Source organism: Pseudomonas sp. 8Z (assembly GCF_902506535.1).
In the GTDB taxonomy this organism is placed as follows: Bacteria; Pseudomonadota; Gammaproteobacteria; order Pseudomonadales; family Pseudomonadaceae; genus Aquipseudomonas.
Window position 1 is genome coordinate 583,724 of record NZ_LR733827.1, and the last position, 24,233, is coordinate 607,956.

Sequence of the window (24,233 nt, forward strand, 5' to 3'; positions counted from 1 at the left end):
GGCGCTCAATTAAGTCTCGCCGCCATAGCAAGGCGCCCGCTACTTGCCAGCGCCTGCTATCGCCACATTCGACGTGGCTCAGGCCAGGCGGAACTGGCTGGCACTGCGCCCCAGGGCGTCGACCTGAGACGACAGCCCCTCGGTATGACCGCCCAGAGCATGGCGGATGTTCTTGCTTTGCGTGGTGTGCTCGTTGATGGTTTCCATCTTGTCAGCGATGTCGTCGGTGGTCGCGGAAACCTCTTCGATGGCTACGACCACTTGGTTCATCTCACCCGTTAGGCGCTCCATGGCCGAAGTGATCGAGCCGATGGCGCTGGCGACCTGGGCCGCATGACGCTCGCCATCGGCGGCCAGACCGATACCGTTGCTCATCAGTTCGTGCATCTGCCGTGTTTGCTGCTGGAACTCGCCGACGATGGTACTGATGTCGGTAGTGGCCGCGACGGTTTTTTGCGCCAGTGAGCGTACTTCGTCGGCTACCACTGAAAAACCGCGCCCGGCCTCGCCAGCGCGTGCCGCTTCAATGGCGGCGTTAAGCGCGAGCAAGTTGGTTTGGTCGGCCAGGCTGTTGATGACGTCGACGATGCCATTGACCCGTGCGCTGCTCTGGCCGAGGGCATCGACTTGGCTGTGGGTGGCCTGGATCAACTGCGCCAGGCGGCTCATGCTATCGACGCTGGCGGCTATTACCTTGCCGCCATCACGCGCGGCATCGTAAGCGCTGGTGGTGGCGGTACCGACTTCTGCAGTGCGTTGCGCCATGTCGTTGAGGGTGGTGCTGATCTGATGCGAGGCCGAGACAGCCTGTTCAGTCTGCATTTCAACCTGCGTGCTGTTTTCACCCAGTTGGCGCATGGTGTCGCCCAGGTGATGGTGCAGGCGATTGAGTTCGGTATTGGCGTGCAACACCTGAGTGACGATGCCGCCGATGCCCTGAATCATGCGGTTGGCGGCGTCGGCAAGCTGGTTGAATTCATCGCACGGGTTGCTGCCCACCGGTAGTTTGCCGGACAGATCACCAGAAGCCACCCGGCTGAGCATTTCGGTGGCGTTGCTCAGGCGTGTCACCAGTGTGCGCGAGGCTTGCATGAGGGTCAGCGAGAGTAGCGCCGAGACGGCCAGGAAACTCAGGCCCATGGCATAAAGCGCTGACATGCGGGCTTGCTCGGCCTCTTCTGAGCGTTGCTGCAACAAGCCGCTCTGTAAGTCCTGGGCTTGTTTTTCGAGGGTGGCTTGCAATTGCTCAGCGAGCTGATCGAGGCGCTGGTTGGTCGCGCTGATCTCTTCGATGCTGGCGTGGGCGTCGGCGAACGCCTGGGCGAAACCGTCGACGCTTTTACCAATCGGTGTGCTCTGCCATTCGAGGTCGGCAATCTGCGCCTGCAACTTGATGATGGCTGCCTGAGTGATCTGAGCGAAGCCTGCATCGAATGATGACAGGTAGTCGCGTTGGCCACTGATCGCGGCGCTGATGAAGGGTTTGATCAGTTCGAAACTGATGGCTTCCAGCGCCTTACCCTTTTCGCTAAGGCTCTTGCGCTGGCCTTCGAAGGGGGTCAGACCGAGCGCCTGATTAAGTACCAGCCACTTGCGTTGTTGGGCGATTTCTTCCTGCAACACGCCCTTGATCTCTTCGGCATGCTGCAAGGTCGTGGCGTCGTCCAGAGTGCGTGCCTCAGCGACCAACTGCTCGGCATGCTTCTGCAGTCCATCCAGACCGGCGTTGTATACCTCGAGTTTTTCTGGGGCCAATTGCTGGCGCAGGGTATTTTGTTGCCACCAGTAGTTCATCAGCTGTGTGCTAGCGCTAGCATAGGCAGCAGCGCTTTCCCTTGCCTGCAGGGCCGCGCTGATGCGCTGGCTGGCCCATAACGAGGCCGCAGCCATCAGCGCCAGGCTGATCAGGGTGAGCGCAATAAGGGCTCTGAATTTTTGTTGCCAGGACAGTAGAAAGTTCACCTTAACGCCTCGCCATCTTCTAATGGATGATCATTGTTTGTCGGCAGGTTGTCATATGACTTGACCAGGAGTCTATGGGCATCTTGTGCCTGAGAGGCGCGATGGGTCGCGAACGCCCCTGTCCCAAGCGTGCAGGGTATTGCTGGCAATCAAGCGCAGTGCGTCGCAAGTGTGTGCATGCTGGCGGCGCTCAAGGCGATTCGGGACGGTGCGTGGTCAACGAGTTGTAAGGGCAATGCCTGGCAACGGGGTTGCACCTTATAGGTGCAACCGTGAACGAAAATGTCGCAGCGCCGCAAGCGGTGTGGTGATAACCCTCGTTAAGCTGACCCGCCATATGTGACCGAACGGTCGCCTGTCTTCGCCATGGTTCTGCTGCAGCCAGTCGGTGTCATTGTCGCTTCATGGGCTAAGGTTGAACTAATGCGTGGATGGCGTGATCAAGACCCGCGATTGCCCAGGGCGCCTGTAAAAACGTGAGTGGTTTTTACAGGCGCCTTCTGACGAACCACCAGCCCAATGGAGCATTACCATGGCGTTCTTTACGGCGGCCAGCAAAGCTGACTTCCAGCACCAACTGCAAGCAGCCCTGGCGCAGCACGTGAGCGAACAGGCGTTGCCACACGTGACCTCGTTCGCTGACCAATTCTTTGGCATCGTCGCCCTCGAAGAGCTGACGCAGCGGCGTCTGTCCGATCTGGTCGGCTGCACCCTGTCGGCCTGGCGCATGCTGGAGAGCTTCGATCAGGCCAAGCCGCAAGTGCGGGCATTCAACCCCGACTACGAGAAACATGGTTGGCAATCAACCCACACGGCAGTGGAAATCCTCCACGGTGACATACCGTTTTTGGTCGACTCGGTCCGCATGGAGCTCAACCGCCGTGGTTTCAGCATCCATACCCTGCAAAACAGCGTATTCAGCGTGCGTCGTGACAAGAACGGCGCGCTACAGGAAATCCTGCCCAAGGGCACTCAAGGGGACGACGTACTGCAAGAAGCGCTGATGTTCCTGGAGATCGACCGCTGCTCCAGCAGCAGCGAGCTGAAAACCCTGGAGAAGGCCATCGAGGAGGTGTTCAGCGATGTGCGCCTGGCAGTGACCGACTTCCAACCGATGAAAACCAAGGCGCGCGAGCTGTTGGCCTGGTTGGATCGCGCCAAACTCAACGTCGACAAGGCCGAGCTGGACGAGATCAAGGTGTTTCTCGGCTGGCTGCTGGACAACCATTTCACCTTCCTCGGTTATGAGGAATTCAAGGTGGCCGATGATGCCGAGGGCGGGCGTCTGCAGTACGACGAGTCGTCTCTGCTTGGCTTGTCCAAGCGCCTGCGTGCAGGGTTGAGTGGCGAGGAATTGCAGATCGAGGCACAGGCCCTGGCTTACCTGCGTGAACCGCAGTTGTTGTCCTTCGCCAAGGCTGCCGTACCGAGTCGCGTGCATCGCCCGGCGTACCCGGATTTCGTCTCGATACGCGAGCTCGATGCTAAGGGCAAGGTGGTCAAGGAATGCCGCTTCATGGGCCTGTACACCTCGGCGGTGTACGCCGAGAGCGTGTGGAACATTCCCTACATCCGCCGCAAGGTTGAGGTGATCAAGCGCCGCTCCGGTTTCGAGAGCAGCGCACACCTGGGTAAGGAGCTGGCGCAGGTGCTGGAAGTGCTGCCGCGCGATGACCTGTTCCAGACGCCGGTGGACGATCTGCTCAGCACCGCCATCTCCATCGTGCAGATTCAGGAGCGCAACAAGATCCGCGTGTTCCTGCGCCGTGACCCCTACGGTCGCTTCTGCTACTGCCTGGCCTACGTGCCGCGCGATGTGTATTCCACAGAAACCCGCATGAAGATCCAGCAGGTGCTGATGGAGCGCCTGCAAGCCACCGATTGTGAGTTCTGGACCTTCTTCTCCGAGTCGGTGCTGGCACGGGTGCAATTCATCCTGCGCGTCGACCCGAAGAACGAGGTACAGATCGACCCCGTACGTCTGGAGAAGGAAGTTATCCAGGCCTGCCGTTCGTGGAAGGACGACTATGTCGGGCTGATGGTCGAAAGCCTGGGTGAGGCTCAGGGCACACGTGTACTGGCTGAATTCCCGGAAGGTTTCCCGGCGGGTTACCGCGAGCGCTTCGCCGCCCATTCGGCGGTGGTCGACATGCAGCACCTGCTCAGCCTGAGTGCGGACAAGCCGCTGGTGATGAGCTTCTACCAGCCGCTGGCGCAGAACGAGCAGCAGTTGCACTGCAAGCTGTACCACGCCGATACGCCGCTGCCGCTGTCCGACGTGCTGCCGATTCTGGAGAACCTCGGCCTGCGCGTGCTTGGCGAGTTCCCCTACAAACTGCGCCGTGCCGATGGTCGCGAGTTCTGGATTCACGATTTCGCCTTTACCTACGCCGAAGGCCTGGATGTCGACATCCAGCAGCTCAACGACACCCTGCAGGACGCCTTCATCCACATTGTCGGTGGCGATGCCGAGAATGACGCTTTCAACCGCTTGGTGCTGACCGCCGCCATGCCCTGGCGCGACGTGGCGCTGCTGCGCGCCTATGCGCGTTACCTCAAGCAGATTCGCCTGGGCTTCTCGCTGAGCTACATCGCCGCCACCCTGGTCAACCACGCCGATATTGCCAAGGAGCTGGTGCGCCTGTTCCGCACGCGCTTCTACCTGGCGCGCAAGCTCACCGCCGAAGACCTCGACGACAAGCAGCAGAAGCTCGAGCAGGCCATCCTCGCCGCGCTGGACAATGTTGCGGTACTCAACGAAGACCGCATCCTGCGGCGCTACCTCGACCTGATCAAGGCGACCTTGCGCACCAACTTCTTCCAGCCGGGCGAGAACGGCCAGAACAAGAGTTACTTCAGCTTCAAGCTCAGCCCACGGCTGATCCCGGACATCCCGCGCCCGGTGCCGAAGTTCGAAATCTTCGTCTACAGCCCGCGCGTCGAAGGCGTGCACCTGCGCTTCGGCGACGTTGCTCGTGGCGGCCTGCGCTGGTCGGATCGCGAAGAGGACTTCCGCACCGAGGTGCTCGGCCTGGTCAAGGCACAGCAGGTGAAGAACGCGGTGATCGTGCCGATGGGCGCCAAGGGCGGCTTCGTACCGCGCAAGATGCCGCTCGGCGGTTCGCGTGACGAGGTGATGGCCGAGGGCATCGCCTGCTACCGCATCTTCATCAGCGGCCTGCTCGACATTACCGACAACCTCAAGGAAGGCGAGGTGGTGCCGCCGGTAGGCGTGGTGCGCCACGACGCCGACGACCCCTATCTGGTAGTGGCGGCGGACAAGGGCACCGCGACCTTCTCCGACATCGCCAACGGCATCGCTGCCGAGTACGGCTTCTGGCTCGGCGACGCCTTCGCCTCCGGCGGCTCGGCCGGTTACGACCACAAGGGCATGGGCATCACCGCCAAGGGCGGCTGGGTTTCCGTGCAACGGCATTTCCGCGAGCGCGGCATCGACGTGCAGAAGGACAACGTCACTGTCATCGGTATCGGCGACATGGCCGGCGATGTATTCGGTAATGGCCTGCTGCTGTCGGAAAGCCTGCAACTGGTGGCGGCGTTCAACCACCTGCATATCTTTATCGACCCCAACCCCGATGCGGCCAAAAGCTTTGCCGAGCGCAAGCGCCTGTTCGACCTGCCGCGTTCCTCCTGGGCCGACTATGACAGCAAGCTGATCTCCGAAGGCGGCGGCATCTTCCTGCGCAGCGCCAAGAGCATCGCCATCAGCCCGCAAATGAAGGCGCGCTTCGACATCGCTGCCGACAAGCTGGCGCCCACCGAGCTACTCAATGCGCTGCTCAAGGCGCCGGTCGACCTGCTGTGGAACGGCGGCATCGGCACCTATGTGAAATCCAGCAAGGAGAGCCACGCTGACGTCGGTGACAAGGCCAACGACGCCCTGCGTGTCGATGGCTGCGAGCTGCGCGCCAAGGTGGTGGGCGAGGGCGGCAATCTGGGCATGACCCAGCTTGGCCGCGTCGAGTTTGGCCTGCATGGCGGTGCCAGTAACACCGACTTCATCGACAACGCTGGCGGTGTGGACTGCTCCGACCACGAGGTGAACATCAAGATCCTGCTCGGTGAAATCGTCGCAGGCGGCGACATGACCGAGAAGCAGCGCAACAAGCTCTTGGCCGAGATGACCGAGGACGTGTCCGAGCTGGTGCTGGGCAACAACTACAAGCAGACCCAGGCGCTGTCGCTGGCCGAACGCCGCGCCCGCGAACGCATCGGCGAGTACAAGCGCCTGATGAACGCCCTGGAAAGCGCCGGCAAGCTCGACCGCGCCCTGGAGTTCCTGCCGACTGACGAGGCGCTCAACGAGCGTGTCGCCAGTGGTCGCGGCCTGACCCGCCCGGAGCTGTCGGTGCTGATCTCCTACAGCAAGATCGACCTCAAGGAATCGCTGCTCAAATCCCAGGTGCCGGATGACGACTACCTGGCGCGCGAGATGGAAACCGCCTTCCCGGCGATTCTCACCGAGAAGTTCGGCGACGCCATGCGCCGTCATCGCCTCAAGCGCGAGATCGTTAGCACGCAGATCGCCAACGATCTGGTCAACCACATGGGCATCACCTTCGTGCAGCGCCTGAAGGAGTCCACCGGTATGAGCGCGGCCAATGTCGCCGGTGCCTACGTGATCGTGCGTGACCTGTTCCGCCTGCCACATTGGTGGGCGCAGATCGAGGCGCTGGACTACAAGGTGCCGGCCGAGCTGCAACTGCAACTGATGGACGAACTGATGCGCCTGGGCCGCCGTGCCACCCGCTGGTTCCTGCGCAGCCGCCGCAACGAGCTGGACGCCGCGCGTGACGTGGCGCACTTCGCCCCGCGTATCGAAGCGCTGGTCGGTCGCCTGGATGAGTTGCTCGAAGGCCCGGCCCGCGAGCAGTGGCTGGCGCGCTACCAGAGCTTCGTCGAGGCCGGCACGCCCGAGGAGTTGGCGCGCGTAGTGGCTGGCACCAGCCATCTGTATACGCTGCTGCCGATCATCGAAGCGGCGGACGTTACCGGCAAGGACGCCAGTGACGTGGCGGCGGCCTACTTCGCCGTTGGCGGTGCGCTGGATCTGTCCTGGTATCTGCAGCAGATCACCGGTCTGGCAGTGGAGAGCAACTGGCAGGCCCTGGCCCGCGAAGCCTTCCGCGATGACCTGGACTGGCAGCAGCGCGCGATCACCGTGTCGGTGCTGCAGATGGCCGACGGCCCGCAGGAGATCGAGGCGCGCCTGGCGCTGTGGCTGGAGCAGCATCAGCGCCTGGTGGATCGCTGGAAAGTGATGCTCAGCGAACTGCGTGCAGCCACCGGCAGCGACTACGCCATGTACGCCGTGGCTAACCGCGAGCTGATGGATCTGGCGCAAAGCGCCTGATAGCACTCGATAGCGCTAGAAACGACCAGGCCCCGCAACTGCGGGGCCTGGTCGTTTCTGCTGCCAATATTTAGCGGGCGATATGCGCGCCCTGTGCGATCCAGCGGCCGATCAGGTCGCGTTCATCCTGGGTCATCTGGGTGATGTTGCCCAGTGGCATGATCTGCGAGGCCACGGCCTGGGCCTGGATTTTCGCAGCTTGGGTCTGCATCTGCTCGGGTGTATCGAGCATGAAACCGGCTGGTGCGGCGCTGAACAGCGGGCTGGTCGGGTTGGCTGAATGGCACACGCTGCAGCGGGTGTGGATCACCTGTTCAACCTGAGCGAAGTCGACCGTGTCAGTCGGTGGTGTTGCGGCTGGTTCAGCAGGCTGTGCGCTCGCTGCCTGTTCGGCTGTGGCTGCGCTTGCGATGGCCGGTGGCTGAGCTTGCGCTGCCGTGGCTGGAGTGTGTGGTGTCGGCTTGGTAACGTAAGCCAGGCAGACCATGCCCAGCGCTGCTGCGGGGAGTGCCCAGGCGAAGCGTTGGCTGTTGTGGCGGGTGTTGAAATAGTGACGTACCAATACCGCCAGCACTGCGATGCCTGCGAGGATCAGCCAGTTGTACGGGCTGCCATAGGTGCTTGGGAAGTGGTTGCTGATCATGATGAACAGCACTGGCAGGGTGAAATAGTTGTTATGCCGCGAGCGTAGCAGGCCTTTGGCCGGTAGCGACGGGTCAGGGGTGGTGTGGGTTTCGATGGCCTTCACCAGTGCGCGCTGGGCCGGCATGATGGTGAAGAATACGTTACCGACCATGATGCTGCCGATGATGGCGCCGACGTGAATGTAGGCCGCCCGGCCACTGAAAATCTGGCTGAAACCATAGGCCGCAGCGATGATCGTCACGAATAGCACGGCGCCAAGCAGAGCGGGGCGTTTGCCCAGTGGCGAGTCGCAGAGCAGGTGGTAGATCAGGTAGCTGGCAACGATGGAGCCGAGGCCGATGGCGATAGCGGCGCTTGGCGCTAGATCGACTCCTGGTTTGAGCAGGTACAGGCTGGGGTTGAGGTAGTACACCACCAGCAGCAGCGCGACGCCCGACAGCCAAGTGCTATAGGCTTCCCATTTGAACCAGTGCAGGTTCTCCGGCATTTTCGGTGGTGCCAGTTTGTACTTTTCCAGGTGGTAGATGCCGCCGCCGTGAATGGCCCAGAGATCACCTGACAAGCCATCGCGCGGGTTGCGCCGGTCGAGGTTGTTCTCCAGCCAGACGAAATAAAAGGATGCACCGATCCAGGCGATGCCGACGATCATGTGCACCCAGCGGATGCTCAGGTTTAGCCATTCGGTGAAATGTGCTTCCACGTTCTTTACCTCTTCCCGCCGCCGTGAAGTGGTTGCGGGCTTCTCTTATCGGTGGGGAGTGAGGAGGAGAAGCTCGCCCTCATTGAAGAAATGCTCATCGCAGTTGTTGCCTGAACCACTGCGATCAACCACCAGGAAGTCATCCCGCTTTTCGATCGCCAGCACCGGATGGTGCCAGACGCCGCGATGGTAATTGATGCCCTGCCTGCCGTTGCTGAGGAAGGCGCGGACGGAACCTGATACAGGCGCATCGCCAGGTGGCGCGACCACGATCAGAAAGGGGTTGCCGAGCAGCGGGATGAAGGCCTGGCTGCCCAGTGGATGGCGTTCCAGCATGCCGATGGTCAGCGGCATCTCAAGCGCTTCGGCGCGAAAGATGCTGATGATGGCCTGATCCTCCGGCTGCGCGGTCTGCACCGTGGCCAGCTTGTGATAGCGACGAGTAGAGCCGTTGTTGATCATGAAGAAATCGCTGCCGTCGGTTTCGATCACGTCACCGAAAGGGGCGAAGGCTTCTTTGCTCAGGGGCTCGATGGTCAGGCTACGCATGGCTGTTCTGCTTGTTCTGTACGGTAAACATTAAGCGCCTTACAGCGCTTGCAGGCGAAAGAGGGCGATCTTGTTGATTTCCGCCAGGGCGGTGGCGAACTCCTGCTCAGGTGCGTTGTGAATGCGCTCTTCGAAGGCGGCGAGAATTTGATGGCGGTTGCTGCCTTTGACCGCCTTGATAAAGGGGAAGCCGAACTTGGCCTTGTAGGCGTGGTTGAGTTCAGTGAAGCGGGTGAACTCCTCGGCGCTGCACTCATGAATGCCCGCTCCGGCCTGCTCGCTGGTGCTGGAGGCGGTCAGTTCGCCGCGGATGGCGGCTTTGCCAGCCAGATCCGGGTGGGCGTTGATCAGCGCTAACTGCGCCTCGCGATCTGCGGCCAGGAGTATTTCGGCCATGCGCTGGTGCAGCGCTTGGATTTCATCGTGCGAGGTGTTCAAGCCGAGGTCATAAGCCTGTTGGGCAATCCAGGGCGAGTGCTCGTAGATGTCGGCGAAGGCTTGGATGAAAGCGGCGCGGCTCAGTGAGGAGGGCGTCAGGGTTTGGAAGCGGCTCATGGCTGGATCTTCGGCTGTAAGGGGTGGGTGGCGTGCCAATGGCGGGCGATGTCGACACGGCGGGCGCACCAGACCTTGTCATGGCTCTGCACGTAGTCGAGAAAACGCGCCAGCGAGGCCAGGCGCGCCGGGCGCCCCAGCAGGCGGCAGTGCATGCCGATGGAGAGCATCTTAGGTGCACCGGCTTGACCTTCGGCATAAAGCACGTCGAAGGCATCCTTGAGGTACTCGAAGAAGTCATCGCCTTTGTTGAAGCCCTGCACCTGAGTGAAGCGCATGTCGTTGGTGTCCAGGGTGTAGGGGATCACCAGGTGCGGTTTGTCTGCACTGCTGGCCGGATCCCAGTAGGGCAGATCGTCGTCGTAGGTGTCTGAATCGTAGAGAAAACCGCCTTCTTCGCGCACCAGGCGGCGGGTGTTCGGGCCCAGACGACCGGTGTACCAACCCAGCGGGCGCTCGCCGGTCAGCTCGGTGAGGATGCGGATGGCTTCAAGCAGATGCTCGCGCTCGGTAGCTTCGTCGACGTTCTGATAGTCGATCCAGCGCAGGCCATGGCTGCAGATTTCATGACCGGCGGCGGCCATCTGGCGAATCACTTCGGGATGACGTTGGGCGGCCATGGCCACGGCGAAAATAGTCAGTGGGATGCTGTGCTTGTCGAACAGGCGTAGCAGGCGCCAGACCCCAGCGCGGCTGCCGTATTCGTAGAGCGACTCCATGCACAGGTTGCGCTGGCCTTGCAGTGGTTGCGCGGCAACCATCTCGGAGAGGAAGGCCTCGGACTCCTTGTCACCATGCAGGATATTGCGTTCACCGCCTTCCTCGTAATTGAGTACGAAGGACAGCGCAATACGCGCATCACCCGGCCAATGCGGGTGCACGGGGGTCGCCCCATAGCCGATCAGGTCGCGTGGGTAGTCAGCGTTCACAGCAGTCTTCCTGTTTGAATCGTGGGCTTATGCGCTATGGCAAAACTGCCACGCGAAAAGAATTGTATACAAAGCATGATTCAATCTCTAAGCCGTTTGCTTGTCCAGACCTATGTTTAAAAGCAAGCAAAAAACCTGCCCGTTTGGTCAGGTAGTTTCTATTGGCATTCGGCTATTGCTGACGTATGAGAAAAATGGGAAAAGTCATCCAGAGGCTTCAAGAATATTCAGGCTGATTATTTGTATACAATTTTAGTGTTATTTTGTTTTTCAGGTTCTAGGCGCTGTTTGCTGCTGGCGTCAGCCTTGAAGCCCTTTTGGCTCAATCACTTAACGATGAGGTATGCATGGGACGTTTGACCACCCACGTGCTGGACGCCGCTCACGGTTGTCCCGGCAGCGACATCATGATCGAGCTGTATCGTGTTGACGGTGCACAATTGGAGCTGATCGGCACTGCCAGAACCAATCAGGACGGCCGCTGTGAGGCGCCACTACTCCAGGGTGAGGCTTATCGCAGTGGTACTTACCAACTGCATTTCCATGCTGGCGACTACTACCGTGCGCGTGGTGTGATGCTGGCCGAGCCGGCCTTTCTGGATGTGGTGGTGCTGCGCTTTGGTATCGACGCGGCGCAGCAGCACTATCATGTGCCTCTGCTGATTTCCCCCTACAGTTACTCCACTTATCGGGGGAGTTGAGGGCACCTCTACATCGTCGCCTGTTCTGCGGGGTTGCCTCGGTATTGTGCTGACTGCCTCGCCTACGTTTTTAGAGGCGCCCTTGAGGGGGCTCGCGTATAGGGAACCTGGCTGTAGAAGCGATGTTGGTGGGTGAGGTTTGTGTACAATCGCCCCGATATTTGCTGCGTGAATGTGCAGGTCAGTGTCTTCCTAGACCGATAGAACCCAGTAGAGTCGCGCTATTGCCGTCTCACCCATGCGAGCCAGAATGAACGATCAATTGCAGCCTCTCAAGAAGCCGTCGCGCGCGAGCCAGACCCGCCGCAGCGGGACTCAGGACGATGTCGTATACGCGCATATCTTCGATGCGATCCTCGAGCAACGTCTGGCGCCTGGCACCAAGCTCAGCGAAGAGGCGTTGGGTGAGATCTTTGGTGTCAGCCGTACCATCATTCGCCGCGCGCTGCTGCGTTTGGGGCATGAGGGTGTGGTTTTGCTGCGACCCAATCGTGGTGCGGTGGTGGCCAGCCCAAGCGTCGCCGAGGCGCGGCAGATCTTCTACGCGCGCCGCCTGGTCGAGCGCGCCATCACCGAATTGGCTGTCGAACACGCCACTGCCGAGCAGTTGGCCGAGCTGCGCCAGATGGTCAAGGACGAGCAGGAGAGCTTCTCCCGTGGTGATCGTGGCGCTGGTATTCGCCTGTCCGGTGAGTTTCACCTCAAGCTGGCCGAGGCAGCGCGCAATGCGCCGCTGGTGAGTTTTCAGCGCAGCCTGGTGTCGCAGACTTCGCTGATCATTGCCCAGTATGAGAGCGGCAACCGCTCGCATTGCTCCTATGACGAGCACAACCGGCTGATCGATGCCATCGAGTCGCGTGATGCGGCCAAGGCCGTGGAGCTGATGATGCATCACATGGATCACATCGACAGCAAGCTCAATCTCGACGAAGACGGCGCTTCGGATGACCTGCATGCGGTGTTCTCGCATTTGTTGCAGGGCAAGAAGCCCAAGGGGGGCGCCAAGCGCTGATGGTGTTGGCCGCCCCTGGCTGTTTGCTTAGTGATCGCGACGGTGCACTGAGCGGCCGGCGGCGAAGGTTTCCTTCACCGCGCGGTCATCACCTAGCATCATCAGGGCGAAAAGTTTTTCTTTCAGGTTGCGCGCCTGGCTCAGGCGGAAATCCATCAATGGCGTGGCCTTGTAGTCGAGTACGACGAAGTCCGCGTCCTTGCCTGTCGCGAAGTTGCCGATACGTTCGTCCAGATAGAGTGCGCGGGCGCCGCCGAGGGTTGCCAGGTACAGCGCCTTGAAGGGATCGAGGTTCTTGCCCTGCAATTGCAGCACCTTGTAGGCCTCGGACAGGGTGGTCAGTTGCGAGAAGCTGGTGCCGCCGCCGACGTCGGTGCCAAGACCCACGCGTACGCCGAAGCCTTCTACGCGCGGTAGGTCGAACAGGCCGCTGCCGATGAACAGGTTTGAGGTCGGGCAGAACGCCACCGCCGAGCCGCTTTCGCCGAGGCGCTGGCATTCCTCGTCACACAGGTGCACGCCGTGGGCGAATACCGCGCGCGGGCCGATCAGCTTGTGGTGGTCGTAGACGTCCAGATAGCCCTTGCGCTCGGGAAACAGCGCCTTGACCCACTCGATCTCCTTGAGGTTCTCGGACAGATGGGTGTGCATGTACAGGTCGGGGTATTCACCGAACAGCTTGCCTGCCAGTTCCAGTTGCTCGGGGCTGCTGGTGGGGGCGAAGCGCGGGGTTACTGCATAGTGCAAGCGGCCTTTGCCGTGCCAGCGTTCGATCAGCGCACGGCTGTCGGCGTAGCCGGACTCCGGGGTGTCGGTGAGGTAGTCCGGGGCGTTGCGATCCATCAGCACCTTGCCGGCGATCATGCGCAGGTCGCGCGCCAGCGCTGCTTCGAAGAAGGCATCCACCGATTGCCGATGCACGCTGCCGAATACCAGGGCGGTGGTTGTGCCATTGCGCAGTAGCTCGTCGAGAAAGCGCTCGGCGATGTCGCGGGCGTGCTCGGCGTCGGCGAAGCGGCCCTCGGCGGGGAAGGTGTAAGTCTCCAGCCACTCCAGCAATTGGGTGCCGTAGGAGCCGATTACGCCGAGCTGCGGATAGTGGATGTGGGTATCGATGAAGCCGGGGGTGATCAGCGCATCGCGATACTCGTTGATGGCGATGTTGGGGTAGCGCGGCAGCAGTTCGCTAGCATCGCCAGCGGCGAGAATCTTGCCATCTGCGACCACCAGCAGGCCGTCTTCGAAATAGGCATAGGCTTCGTCGACGGGCACCTGAGTGGGGTCGGCAAGGCAGTGGAGCAGGGCGGCACGGTAAGCGTGGAGCATCGAGAAGTCTCGTCAGGCGTGGGTTCGGCGCGAGGTGGGCAAAAGCCGGGTGAGCGGCTCGGACTGTTCGCCGAAATGGGCGTTGTAGTGGGCGACGATCTCGCCGGCGATGGACAGCGCGATCTCCATGGGCAGCTTGCCTTTGACCTCCGGCAGGCCCATGGGGCAGCGCATGCGTGCCAGGCTTTCGGCGGCGACGCCGCGTTCGCGCAGGCGGTGTTCGAACTTGGCACGCTTGGTGTTTGAGCCGATCAGGCCGAAGTAGGCGAAATCGCTGCGGTCGAGGATGGCTGTAGTCAGTTGCAGGTCGAGTTGATGGTCGTGGGTCATAACGATGTAGTAACTGCCGGCTGGCATCTCACGCACCTGATCCACGGGCTCTTCTTCCAGCACGCGGACGACCCCGGCCGGGATGCGTGCGGGAAATTCCGCCGCGCGTGAGTCGATCCAGCGCACTCGGCACGGCAACGCAGCGAGTAGCGGCACCAGTGCGCGGCCCACATGCCCGGCGCCGAATACGGCGATCTGTGCCTGCGCTTGGCCCATGGGCTCGAACAGCAGCACGGTGGCGCCGCCGCAGCACTGGCCGAGGCTGGCGCCGAGAGCGAAGCGCTCCAGGCGCGTCTGCTGGCTGCGTTCGGCGAGCATTTGGCGGGCGATCTGCATGGCCTTGTATTCCAGATGACCGCCGCCGATGGTCTCGAACAGGTGCTCGGCGGTGACGACCATTTTTGCGCCGGCATTACGCGGGGTGGAGCCCTTTTCCTCGATGATGGTCACCAGCACGCAGGCTTCACCTGTGTCTTGCAGCTCGGCGAGGGCGTTGATCCAGCTCATTTGCTCAGCCTCCAGAAAGGCGTGGTCTGTTTCGGTCGCGGCAGGTTCGGCGACGGGTCGAGAATCGGTGCCGGGCGAGCGAGGCGGTGCTCGGCATGTGTTGTCATTGCTGGCGTAGGGTGGGCTTCAGCCCACCAATACACGTCATTGAAGTTGGTGGGCTGAAGCCCACCCTACGTTCGTTGTTGCAACTTGCGCATCTGCTCCACACCCCAGAGCACACGCTCGGGCGTGGCGGGGGCGTCGATCTGCGGCTGCACGCGGTAGTCCGCCAGGCTGGCCACGGCGTCCTTGATCGCGCACCAGGCGGCGATGCCGAGCATAAACGGCGGCTCGCCGACAGCTTTGGAGTGGAACACGGTGTCTTCCGGGTTCTTGCGGTTTTCCACCAGCTTCACGCGCAGGTCGATGGGCGTGTCGGCGATGGCCGGGATCTTGTAGCTGGCCGGGCCGTTGGTCAGCAGTTTGCCCTTGTCGTTCCACACCAGCTCTTCGCTGGTCAACCAGCCCATGCCCTGGATAAAGGCACCTTCGACCTGGCCGATGTCGATGGCCGGGTTCAGCGAGTCACCGACGTCATGCAGGAGGTCGGCGCGCAGCATGCGGTATTCGCCGGTCAGGGTATCGATCAGCGCCTCCACGCAGGCCACGCCGTAGGCGTAGTAGTAGAAGGGCCGACCGGCGGCTTTGTCGCGGTCGTAGTAGATCTTTGGCGTGCGGTAGAAGCCGGTGGACGACAGCGACACCTGGCCGATGTAGGCCTTGTGTATCACCTGCTCGAAGGTGAGGAATTGATCGCGTACGCGCACCTGGCCACCCTTGAACTCCACATCCTCGGCGTACACGCGGTACTCGTGGGCAAGGAAATCCACCAGGCGTTGCTTGATGGTTTCGGCTGCGTTCTTCGCCGCCATGCCGTTGAGGTCGGTGCCGCTGCTGGCGGCGGTCGGCGAGGTGTTGGGCACCTTGTCGGTGTTGGTGGCGGTGATCTGGATGCGCGCGATATCCACCTGGAACACTTCGGCAACGATCTGCGCCACCTTGGTGTTGAGCCCCTGGCCCATCTCGGTGCCGCCGTGGTTGAGGTGGATCGAACCGTCGGTGTAAATGTGGATCAGCGCGCCAGCCTGGTTGAGAAAGCTGGAGGTGAAGCTGATGCCGAATTTTACCGGGGTCATGGCCAGGCCTTTCTTCAGCACCGGACTGTCGGCGTTGAAGGCGCGAATCGCTTCGCGGCGCGCGGCGTACTCGCAGCTTTGCTCCAATTCGGCGGTCATCTCGTGGATGACGTTGTGCTCCACCGTCTGGTGGTAATGGGTGACGTTGCGCTCGGTCTTGCCGTAGTAGTTGAGCTTGCGTACCTCCAGCGGATCCTTGCCGAGGTGGCGCGCTACGGCGTCCATCACCTCCTCGATGGCGAGCATGCCTTGCGGGCCGCCAAAACCACGGTAGGCGGTGTTCGAGGCGGTGTTGGTCTTGCAGCGATGGCCATTGATGGTGGCGTTGCCGAGAAAGTAGGCGTTGTCGGCATGGAACATGGCGCGGTCGACAATGGCGCCGGACAAATCCGGCGAGTAGCCGCAGTTGCCCGCCAGATCCATCTCGATGCCGTGCAGCAGGCCGTTGTCGTCGAAACCGACGTCGTACTCGACGTAGAAGGGATGACGCTTGCCGGTCATGCTCATGTCTTCCAGGCGTGGCAAGCGCATCTTGGTCGGGCGGCCGGTCAGGTGCGCGATCACCGCACACAGGCAGGCCGGGCCGGCGGCTTGGGTTTCCTTGCCGCCAAAGCCACCCCCCATGCGGCGCATGTCGATGACCACCTTGTTCATCGGCACGCCGAGCACTTCGGCCACCAGTTTTTGCACTTCGGTGGGGTTTTGCGTCGAGCTGTAGACCAGCATGCCGCCGTCTTCGCTGGGCATCACCGAGGCGATCTGGGTTTCCAGGTAGAAGTGCTCCTGGCCGCCGATATGCAGCGTGCCTTTAAGTCGACGCGGGGCGCTGCTCAATTGCTTGGGGGCGTCGCCGATGCGGTGGCTGTGGCTGTCGAGTACGAAATGCTTGTTGCGCAGTGCCTCGACCACATCGAGCACCGGCTCCAGATCCTCGTATTCGATGATCGCGGCCATGGCTGCCTTGCGTGCGGCCTCAAGGCTGTTGGCGGCTACGGCCAGCACCACCTGGCCCACGTACTCGACCTTGTCGTCGGCCAGTAGCGGGTCACCGCCGAAGATCGGGCCGATGTCCAACTGACCCGGTACGTCATCCTTGGTAATGGCGATGGCCACGCCTGGGACTGCGTAGCAGGGGCGGGTGTCGATGCTCAGGATGCGTGCGTGGGCGCGCTCCGATTGGCGCGCGTAGACGTGCAACTGGTTGGGAAATTCCAGGCGGTCGTCGACGTAGATCGCTTCGCCGGTTACGTGTTTGTCTGCGCTCTCGTGCTTGATGCTGCGCCCGACACCGGTGGTGATGCCTGCGCGGAACAGGGCGGCGAGTTCTGCCTGGGATGTGTGTTCAATAGGGCTGGACATCTGCGTCTCCAAAAAAACTGCGCGTTCAGGCGTAAGCCGTGACCCGTGTTGCGATGGCGGGCGACTGCTGTTCCAGAAAGAACTTGCGCAGCAGGTTCTGGGCGATGAGCAGGCGATATTCCTTGCTGGCGCGCAAATCCGACAGCGGGCTGAAGTCTTCAGCCAATGCCGCGCAGGCGCGCTCGATCACCTGCGCTGACCCACTCGTACCGAGCAGCGCCGCTTCACAGGCGCTGGCACGTTTTGCGGTGGCCGCCATGCCACCGAAGGCAATGCGCGCCTGCGTCACCACACCGTCTTCGATGCCCAGGTTGAAGGCCGCGCAGACGGCGGAGATGTCGTCGTCCACGCGCTTGGACACCTTGTAGGCGCGAAACACCTGATGCGCAGCGGCGCGTGGCACGATGATCTTCTCGATAAATTCGGCTGGCTGGCGGGCCGTTACCTTGTAGTCGAGGAAGTAGTCTTCCAACGGCAGGAGGCGCTGGCTGTTGCCCTGGCGCAGTGCAATCTGCGCGCCGAGGGCGATCAGCAGCGGCGGCGCGTCGCCGATGGGCGAGGCGTTGCCGATATTGCCGCCCAGGGTGCCTTGATTTCGGATCTGCAGGGAGGCGAAGCGGTGCAGCAGTTCGCCGAAGTCCGGGTATTCGTGCGACAGCGCCTCGTAGCAGTCACTCAATACGGCGGCGGCGCCGATTTCGATGGTGCTGTCGCTCACTTCGATGCGCTTCAGCTCTTCTATATGGCCGACATGGATCATCACCGGCAGTTCACGGTGGAACTGGGTGACTTCCAGAGCCAGGTCGGTGCCGCCGGCCAGCAGGCGCGCGTCCGGATTGGCCGCGTAGAGTTCGGCCAGGTCGGCCACGGTCAGCGGCACCAGGCAGCGCTTGTCGCCGCTGTTGAGTTCCGCCGTTTCACGCGGGGCGATGGCCTTGAGTCGGGCGATGGTTTCGCTTTCGAAGGCATCGAACTGATCCGGCTGCGGCTGGCAGCAGGCCTGCTCGGCGGCGTCGATGATCGGCCGGTAGCCGGTGCAGCGACACAAGTTGCCGGCCAGCGCTTCCAGGGTCTGGCCTTTGTCATAACCAGCCGAGTTCTTCTGCAGAGCGAACAACGACATGATGAAACCGGGGGTGCAGAAGCCGCACTGCGAGCCGTGGCAGTCGACCATCGCCTGCTGCACGCTGTGCAGCTTGCCCTGGTGCTTGAGGTCTTCGACGGTGATCAGTTGCTTGCCGTGCAGGCTGGCCACGAAGGTCAGGCAGGCGTTGAGGGTGCGATAGCGCACGCGCTCGCCATCAAGTTCACCGACTACCACGGTGCAGGCGCCGCAATCGCCGGAGGCGCAGCCCTCTTTGGTGCCGGTCTTGCCGAGGTGCTCGCGCAGATAGCCCAGTACCGTGATGTTAGGATCTAGGTCGTGCTCGGTGCGCAGCTCCCGGTTGAGTAAAAACTGGATCAAGGGCGACCTCCAGGCGACTTATTCTTATGCATCGGTGAGCTGGCCAGCGGCTGCGCGCAGCGGGTTGGCCGTAAGGGTTGATATCGCCGCAATCTAGGTTTTTATGACTTTAGGGTCAATTAAATATTGACCCTTGAGTCAATATTTTTGGGGCGGGGCTTGGGTCTGCGGCCAGATTAGCGTTTCTAGCTATCGGGCGCTCTAGTTCGGGTATTGCATTGGGGATCGCAATGGCGCCATCAGGCAAGCTCTGGCGCCTGAACTGGGCGCTGTGACGGCTCTTGGCCCGGTAACGCCCTGTGTTACACTCGCCGCCGGTTTTTCGTTTCCGCCCAGCCGTGGCGGGGCTCTCAGACTCGACCTCCCGCCCTGGTTCGCCGCAAATAAGGAATGTCATGACGTTCAAGGCCCCGGACAGCCTCGCCGAGCAAATTGCCCGCCATCTGGCCGAGCGCATCATTCGCGGTGAGCTCAAGGAGCGCGAGCGCATTCAGGAGCAGAAGGTCACCCAAGCGCTCAATGTCAGCCGGGGTTCGGTGCGCGAGGCGCTGCTGATTCTTGAACGTCGCCACCTGATCGTGATTCTGCCGCGCCGCGGCGCTCAGGTCAGCGAGCTGACCGCGCATCATGTCAGCAGTCTTTATGCTTTGAGCACCGAGCTTTACATCATGCTCGCCCGTGCGGTGATCGACCGCTGGCAAGAGCAGGCTGAACTGGTGCCCTTCATCGAGGTTCAGCAGCGCCTGTTGCAAAGTCTGCAGCGTGGCGACATCAGCGCCTTCGTCGAGAACAGTTTCGATGTCATGCGCGCCGCCTTTCCCTTCGCTGACAACCCCTATCTGCAGGAAACCCTGGAGAACCTGCTGCCAGCCATCAGTCGCACCTACCACCTGGCGCTGGAGCGGCGCAAAGGCGAGATGGGGCAGTTCATGGGGACTTTCGCCGGGCTGCTGCAGGCCGTCATCGCCCGTGATCATGGTCGTGCTCGCCAGGTGCTGGAGTCTTACGGTCAGCACAATTGCCAGCTCGTGCTGGCGACGTTGGCCGAGCGCTAAGCCCCAATGCGCCTGAAGAACATCAAGCTGGCGGGCTTCAAGTCCTTCGTCGATCCGACGACGGTGAGCTTTCCCAGCAATATGGCGGCGGTGGTCGGGCCCAACGGCTGCGGCAAGTCCAACATCATCGACGCCGTGCGCTGGGTGATGGGCGAGAGTTCGGCGAAGAACCTCCGTGGCGAGTCGATGACCGATGTGATCTTCAACGGCTCCAATACGCGCAAACCGGTGACTCAGGCCTCCATCGAGCTGATCTTCGACAACAGCGACAACTCGCTGGTGGGTGAGTACGCGGCCTTCGCTGAAATTTCCATCCGCCGCCGGGTGACCCGCGACGGGCAGAACACCTATTTCCTCAATGGCACCAAGTGTCGTCGCCGCGATATCACCGACATCTTCCTCGGCACAGGTCTGGGCCCGCGCAGCTACTCGATCATCGAGCAGGGCATGATCAGCAAGCTGATCGAGGCCAAGCCCGAGGAACTGCGCAATTTCATCGAGGAGGCGGCCGGCATCTCCAAGTACAAGGAGCGCCGCCGCGAAACCGAGAACCGTATCCGTCGCACCCAGGAGAACCTGGCGCGCCTGACTGACCTGCGCGATGAGTTGGAACGCCAGCTCGAACGTCTGCACCGCCAGGCCCAGGCCGCTGAGAAGTACCAGGAATACAAGGCCGAGGAACGTCAGCTCAAGGCGCAACTGCTGGCCCTGCGTTGGCAGGCGCTGAACCAGCAGGTTGGCAGCCGCGAACAGGTGATCGGTGATCAGGAAGTGGCCTTTGAGGCGCTGGTCGCTGAGCAGCGCAACGCCGACGCTAGCATCGAGCGCCTGCGCGATGGTCACCATGAGCTCTCCGAGCGTTTCAATCTGGTGCAGGGGCGCTTCTATTCGGTGGGCGGTGATATTGCCCGTGTCGAGCAAAACATCCAGCACGGTCAGCAGCGTCTGCGCCAGTTGCAGGACGACCTGCGTGAGGCAGAGAAGGCGCGCCAGGAAACCGAATCGCACCTTGGCCACGACCAGACCCTGCTGGCCACCCTGGGCGAAGAGCTGGAAATGCTCCTGCCCGAGCAGGAACTCACCGCCGCCGCGGCCGAAGAGTCCGCTGCCAGTCTGGAAGAGGCTGAAGCTGCCATGCACGGCTGGCAGGAGCAGTGGGACAGTTTCAATCAGCGCAGCGCCGAGCCACGGCGCCAGGCCGAGGTGCAGCAGTCGCGCATCGCTCAGCTTGAGCAGAGCCTGGAGCGCCTGGCCGAACGTCAGCGCCGCCTGAATGAAGAGCTGCAGCAACTGACGGCTGATCCCGAAGACGCGGCCATTGTCGAATTGAACGAACAACTGGCTGCAGGTGAACTGGAGCAAGAGGCGCTGCAGTTGGCTGAAGAACAACAGGCTGAACGCCTGCAGCACCTACGCGAAGAACTACAGCAGACCGGGCAGGCCCAGCAGCAGGCGCAGGGTGAACTGCAGCGTCTCAATGGCCGTCTGGCTTCGCTGGAGGCGCTGCAACAGGCGGCGCTGGATCCGGGGCAGGGCGCTGGCGAGTGGCTGCGCGATCAGGGCTTGCAGCAGCGCCCGCGTCTGGCCGAAGGGCTGCGTGTCGAGCCCGGCTGGGAGCTGGCGGTGGAAACCGTGCTCGGTGCCGATTTGCACGCGGTGCTGTTGGATGACTTCACCGGGCTGGATTTCAGCGCGCTGGAACAGGGTGAGCTGCGTTTGCTCAGCCCGTCTGCAGGGGGCGCACGCCGTGCCGGCAGCCTGCTGGACAAGGTGGAGTCGAGCCATGATCTGGCGCCTTGGCTGGCCAGCGTGCGCCCGGTCGAATCGCTGGAGCAGGCGCTGTCCGCCCGTGCGCAGTTGGCAGACGGCGAGAGCCTGATCAGCCGCGATGGCTACTGGGTTGGTCGGCACTTTCTGCGTGTGCGCCGCGCTGCCGAAGCGGACAGCGGCGTACTGGCGCGTGCCCAGGAGTTGGAGCGCCTGCAGCTTGAACGCGAGGAGCGCGAAGCGGCGCTGGCGCAACTGGATGAACGCCTGCTGGGGCTGCGAGATGAGCAGCACCGTCAGGAAGAGCAGCGTGAGCAACAGCGCCGCCAGGGCCAAGAGCTGGCGCGGCAATTGGCCGAGCTGAAGGCGCGTCTGTCTGCCAGCCAGGCTAAGGCCGAGCAATTGGGGCTGCGCCGTCGTCGTCTGCAGGACGAGTTGCAGGAGGCCGCCGAGCAGCGCGAGATCGAGCAGGAGCAACTGGGCGAAGCTCGTCTGCAACTGCAAGATGCGCTGGACACCATGGCGCTGGATACCGCGCAGCGTGAAAGCCTGCTGGCCAACCGCGACAGCCTGCGCGAACGCCTCGATCGCGTGCGCCAGGAAGCACGCCAGCACAAGGATCATGCTCATCAATTGGCGGTGCGCGTCGGTTCGCTCAAGGCTCAGCACGATTCCACCAGGCAGGCGCTGGAGCGCTTGCAGTCGCAAGCCGAGCGCCTGCACGAGCGGCGTGAGCAACTGTCGCTGAATCTGGAAGAGGGCGAGGCGCCCTTGGAAGAGCTGCGTATGAAGCTCGAAGAGTTGCTCGAACGGCGCATGGCGGTGGATGACGAGCTACGCCAGGCCCGTTTGGCACTGGAAGATGCCGACCGCGAACTGCGTGATGCCGAGAAGCGTCGCACCCAGGCCGAGCAGCAGGCGCAACTGCTGCGCAGCCAACTGGAGCAGCAGCGTTTGGATTGGCAATCGCTCAATGTGCGGCGCAAGGCGTTGGCCGATCAGCTCGCCGAGGACAACTACGACCTGCACGGGGTGATCGCCACGCTGCCGTCCGAAGCCACGGAAAGCGCCTGGGAGGAAGAGCTGGAGCGCATGGCCGCGCGTATCGCTCGCCTCGGGCCGATCAACCTGGCGGCCATCGATGAGTACCAGCAACAGTCCGAGCGCAAGCGTTATTTGGATGCGCAGGACGCCGATCTGGTTGAGGCCCTGGAAACTCTGGAGAACGTCATCCGCAAGATCGACAAGGAAACGCGCAACCGTTTCAAGGACACTTTCGATCAGATCAATGGCGGTTTGCAGGCACTGTTTCCAAAAGTTTTTGGCGGTGGCAGCGCTTATTTGGAACTCACCGGCGAAGATTTACTCGATACCGGTGTAACCATCATGGCGCGACCGCCGGGCAAGAAGAACAGCACCATCCATTTGCTCTCCGGTGGAGAGAAAGCGTTGACTGCTTTGGCGTTGGTGTTTTCCATCTTCCAGCTCAATCCGGCGCCGTTCTGTATGTTGGATGAAGTGGATGCGCCGCTGGACGATGCCAACGTGGGTCGCTATGCGCGATTGGTCAAGGAGATGTCTGCAACGGTGCAGTTTATTTATATCACCCACAATAAGATCGCCATGGAAATGGCTGATCAATTGATGGGCGTCACCATGCATGAGCCGGGTTGCTCACGCTTGGTGGCAGTGGATGTCGAGGAGGCGCTGGCAATGGTGGAGGCATAGTGCCATCAGCGTTGCGGTAAGGTGAACGCCAGCTCAACCTTGTGCGTGTGGCGGTGTAAAGTTGCCTTTCGTCGTGCTAGCTTATTGCCCTCTTTTGTTACACGCGGAAAACGTCGCTCAGACATACTGTTGACGCCGCGTTTTATAGTCGAGTTGCGATCCGTTTGATTGGATCTTTTTTTCACCAAAATTGTTAAGGGTCGGTACTTCATGGAATTCGGTCTGCGCGAATGGCTGATCGTTATTGGCATCATCGTTATCGCTGGGATTCTTTTCGATGGATGGCGCCGCATGCGCGGCGGTAAGGGCAAACTCAAGTTCAGGCTTGATCGCAGTTTCGCCAACATGCCCGATGACGACAGCGACCCCGATTTATTGAGTCCGCCGCGTGTGGTGCAGCGTGACCACGATATGCAGTTGGACGAAGACGACTTGCCGTCGATGAGTGCCAAGGATTTACCGCGTCGCCAGCGCAACGAGCCGCAGCAGGGTGACTTGAATCTGGCTGTCGACGAGCCCGTGCCGACACTGCTCAATCCGGTCGATGACGAACCCGCTGAGACGAAGAAAGCTGCCAAGTCGACTGCCGAAGCACCGGTCGAAGAAGTCCTGGTGATCAATGTGGTCGCGCGCGACGACATGGGTTTCAAAGGTCCGGCCCTGCTGCAGAACATCCTCGAAAGCGGCCTGCGCTTTGGTGAAATGGACATCTTCCATCGTCACGAAAGCATGGCCGGTAACGGTGAAGTGTTGTTCTCCATGGCCAACGCGCTCAAGCCTGGCACTTTCGATCTCGACGATATCGAAGGCTTCAGCACTCGCGCCGTGAGCTTCTTCCTCAGTCTGCCTGGCCCGCGTCATCCCAAGCAGGCCTTCGACGTGATGGTCGCAGCAGCCCGCAAGCTGTCCCACGAGCTGGGCGGCGAGCTAAAGGATGACCAGCGTAGCGTGATGACTGCACAAACCATCGAACATTATCGCCAGCGCATCGTCGAATTCGAGCGCCGGCAGTTGACCCAGAAACGCTAAAGAGCAGCGGCAAGCTACAAGCCTCAAGCTACAAGCCATGCGCTTGGCTTGGGGCTTTTTGT

15 protein-coding genes are annotated in these 24,233 nt (G+C 61.6%); 6 read left to right on the forward strand and 9 right to left on the reverse strand.

Translation table 11 applies throughout. The annotated features are described in order from the left end of the window. Positions 1 to 78: 78 nt before the first annotated feature. Positions 79 to 1,962, reverse strand: coding sequence for a methyl-accepting chemotaxis protein (locus AERO9A_RS15365; RefSeq protein WP_159972813.1), 1,884 nt, complete (start codon positions 1,960 to 1,962; stop codon positions 79 to 81). A gap of 532 nt (positions 1,963 to 2,494) precedes the next feature. Between AERO9A_RS15365 and AERO9A_RS15370 the strand changes: the two genes are divergently transcribed. After that, entirely contained in the window at positions 2,495 to 7,336 is a 4,842-nt protein-coding gene (locus AERO9A_RS15370; protein WP_159972814.1) for an NAD-glutamate dehydrogenase, read from the forward strand. Between the two features lie 70 nt (positions 7,337 to 7,406). Here AERO9A_RS15370 and AERO9A_RS15375 read toward each other — a convergent pair whose 3' ends face one another. Genes AERO9A_RS15375 through puuE form a run of 4 tightly spaced genes read right to left on the reverse strand, consistent with a single transcriptional unit; the run spans position 7,407 to position 10,714 of the window. Next, positions 7,407 to 8,681 carry a urate hydroxylase PuuD gene (locus AERO9A_RS15375; protein ID WP_159972815.1) on the reverse strand — a complete coding sequence of 425 codons (1,275 nt, stop codon included), beginning with the start codon at positions 8,679 to 8,681 and terminating at the stop codon, positions 7,407 to 7,409. A 45-nt stretch (positions 8,682 to 8,726) separates the two neighbouring features. Further along, on the reverse strand, positions 8,727 to 9,230 hold the full coding sequence (locus AERO9A_RS15380) for an ureidoglycolate lyase (RefSeq protein WP_159972816.1): 504 nt from the start codon (positions 9,228 to 9,230) through the stop codon (positions 8,727 to 8,729). A 39-nt stretch (positions 9,231 to 9,269) separates the two neighbouring features. Then, entirely contained in the window at positions 9,270 to 9,785 is a 516-nt protein-coding gene (uraD, locus tag AERO9A_RS15385) for a 2-oxo-4-hydroxy-4-carboxy-5-ureidoimidazoline decarboxylase (RefSeq protein WP_159972817.1), read from the reverse strand. Next, complete coding sequence (puuE, locus tag AERO9A_RS15390; RefSeq protein WP_159972818.1) at positions 9,782 to 10,714, reverse strand: allantoinase PuuE; 933 nt, start codon at positions 10,712 to 10,714, stop codon at positions 9,782 to 9,784. Before puuE ends, uraD begins: the two co-directional genes overlap by 4 nt. A gap of 347 nt (positions 10,715 to 11,061) precedes the next feature. Here puuE and uraH point away from each other — a divergent pair, with 347 nt between their 5' ends. Together uraH and AERO9A_RS15400 are read left to right on the forward strand one after the other, a co-directional pair. Beyond that, the gene (gene uraH, locus AERO9A_RS15395; protein WP_159972819.1) at positions 11,062 to 11,415 is read left to right on the forward strand and encodes a hydroxyisourate hydrolase; all 354 of its coding nucleotides are present in this window, start codon (positions 11,062 to 11,064) and stop codon (positions 11,413 to 11,415) included. A 250-nt stretch (positions 11,416 to 11,665) separates the two neighbouring features. Continuing rightward, positions 11,666 to 12,427: a GntR family transcriptional regulator gene (locus AERO9A_RS15400; RefSeq protein ID WP_159972820.1), complete on the forward strand. Its 762-nt coding sequence runs from the start codon at positions 11,666 to 11,668 to the stop codon at positions 12,425 to 12,427. Between the two features lie 27 nt (positions 12,428 to 12,454). Here AERO9A_RS15400 and guaD read toward each other — a convergent pair whose 3' ends face one another. The 4 genes from guaD to xdhA form a co-directional block, all read right to left on the reverse strand. Beyond that, positions 12,455 to 13,753, reverse strand: coding sequence for a guanine deaminase (gene guaD / locus AERO9A_RS15405; RefSeq protein ID WP_159972821.1), 1,299 nt, complete (start codon positions 13,751 to 13,753; stop codon positions 12,455 to 12,457). Positions 13,754 to 13,765: 12 nt separating this feature from the next. After that, the gene (gene xdhC, locus AERO9A_RS15410; protein ID WP_159972822.1) at positions 13,766 to 14,590 is read right to left on the reverse strand and encodes a xanthine dehydrogenase accessory protein XdhC; all 825 of its coding nucleotides are present in this window, start codon (positions 14,588 to 14,590) and stop codon (positions 13,766 to 13,768) included. A 173-nt stretch (positions 14,591 to 14,763) separates the two neighbouring features. After that, on the reverse strand, positions 14,764 to 17,127 hold the full coding sequence (gene xdhB / locus AERO9A_RS15415; RefSeq protein ID WP_159972823.1) for a xanthine dehydrogenase molybdopterin binding subunit: 2,364 nt from the start codon (positions 17,125 to 17,127) through the stop codon (positions 14,764 to 14,766). Positions 17,128 to 17,152: 25 nt separating this feature from the next. Continuing rightward, positions 17,153 to 18,592, reverse strand: a complete 1,440-nt coding sequence (gene xdhA, locus AERO9A_RS15420; RefSeq protein WP_159972824.1) for a xanthine dehydrogenase small subunit — start codon at positions 18,590 to 18,592, stop codon at positions 17,153 to 17,155. Between the two features lie 395 nt (positions 18,593 to 18,987). On the opposite strand from xdhA, the gene AERO9A_RS15425 reads away from it, so the two are divergent. The 3 genes from AERO9A_RS15425 to zipA all read left to right on the forward strand — a co-directional run bounded on the left by AERO9A_RS15425 (position 18,988) and on the right by zipA (position 24,171). Beyond that, positions 18,988 to 19,647, forward strand: coding sequence for a GntR family transcriptional regulator (locus tag AERO9A_RS15425; protein ID WP_159972825.1), 660 nt, complete (start codon positions 18,988 to 18,990; stop codon positions 19,645 to 19,647). Between the two features lie 6 nt (positions 19,648 to 19,653). Further along, entirely contained in the window at positions 19,654 to 23,142 is a 3,489-nt protein-coding gene (gene smc / locus AERO9A_RS15430) for a chromosome segregation protein SMC (protein ID WP_159972826.1), read from the forward strand. A gap of 210 nt (positions 23,143 to 23,352) precedes the next feature. After that, positions 23,353 to 24,171 carry a cell division protein ZipA gene (zipA, locus tag AERO9A_RS15435; RefSeq protein WP_159972827.1) on the forward strand — a complete coding sequence of 273 codons (819 nt, stop codon included), beginning with the start codon at positions 23,353 to 23,355 and terminating at the stop codon, positions 24,169 to 24,171. Positions 24,172 to 24,233: the final 62 nt, after the last annotated feature.

Excerpts from the sequence above, each read along its gene's own strand:
- smc (WP_159972826.1), top strand. The coding sequence starts at position 19,654 with ATGCGCCTGAAGAACATCAAGCTGGCGGGCTTCAAGTCCTTCGTCGAT.
- AERO9A_RS15425 (WP_159972825.1), top strand. The coding sequence starts at position 18,988 with ATGACGTTCAAGGCCCCGGACAGCCTCGCCGAGCAAATTGCCCGCCAT.
- guaD (WP_159972821.1), bottom strand. The coding sequence starts at position 13,753 with ATGCTCCACGCTTACCGTGCCGCCCTGCTCCACTGCCTTGCCGACCCC.
- AERO9A_RS15380 (WP_159972816.1), bottom strand. The coding sequence starts at position 9,230 with ATGCGTAGCCTGACCATCGAGCCCCTGAGCAAAGAAGCCTTCGCCCCT.
- uraH (WP_159972819.1), top strand. The coding sequence starts at position 11,062 with ATGGGACGTTTGACCACCCACGTGCTGGACGCCGCTCACGGTTGTCCC.
- AERO9A_RS15400 (WP_159972820.1), top strand. The coding sequence starts at position 11,666 with ATGAACGATCAATTGCAGCCTCTCAAGAAGCCGTCGCGCGCGAGCCAG.
- xdhB (WP_159972823.1), bottom strand. The coding sequence starts at position 17,127 with ATGTCCAGCCCTATTGAACACACATCCCAGGCAGAACTCGCCGCCCTG.
- uraD (WP_159972817.1), bottom strand. The coding sequence starts at position 9,785 with ATGAGCCGCTTCCAAACCCTGACGCCCTCCTCACTGAGCCGCGCCGCT.
- xdhC (WP_159972822.1), bottom strand. The coding sequence starts at position 14,590 with ATGAGCTGGATCAACGCCCTCGCCGAGCTGCAAGACACAGGTGAAGCC.
- zipA (WP_159972827.1), top strand. The coding sequence starts at position 23,353 with ATGGAATTCGGTCTGCGCGAATGGCTGATCGTTATTGGCATCATCGTT.
- AERO9A_RS15370 (WP_159972814.1), top strand. The coding sequence starts at position 2,495 with ATGGCGTTCTTTACGGCGGCCAGCAAAGCTGACTTCCAGCACCAACTG.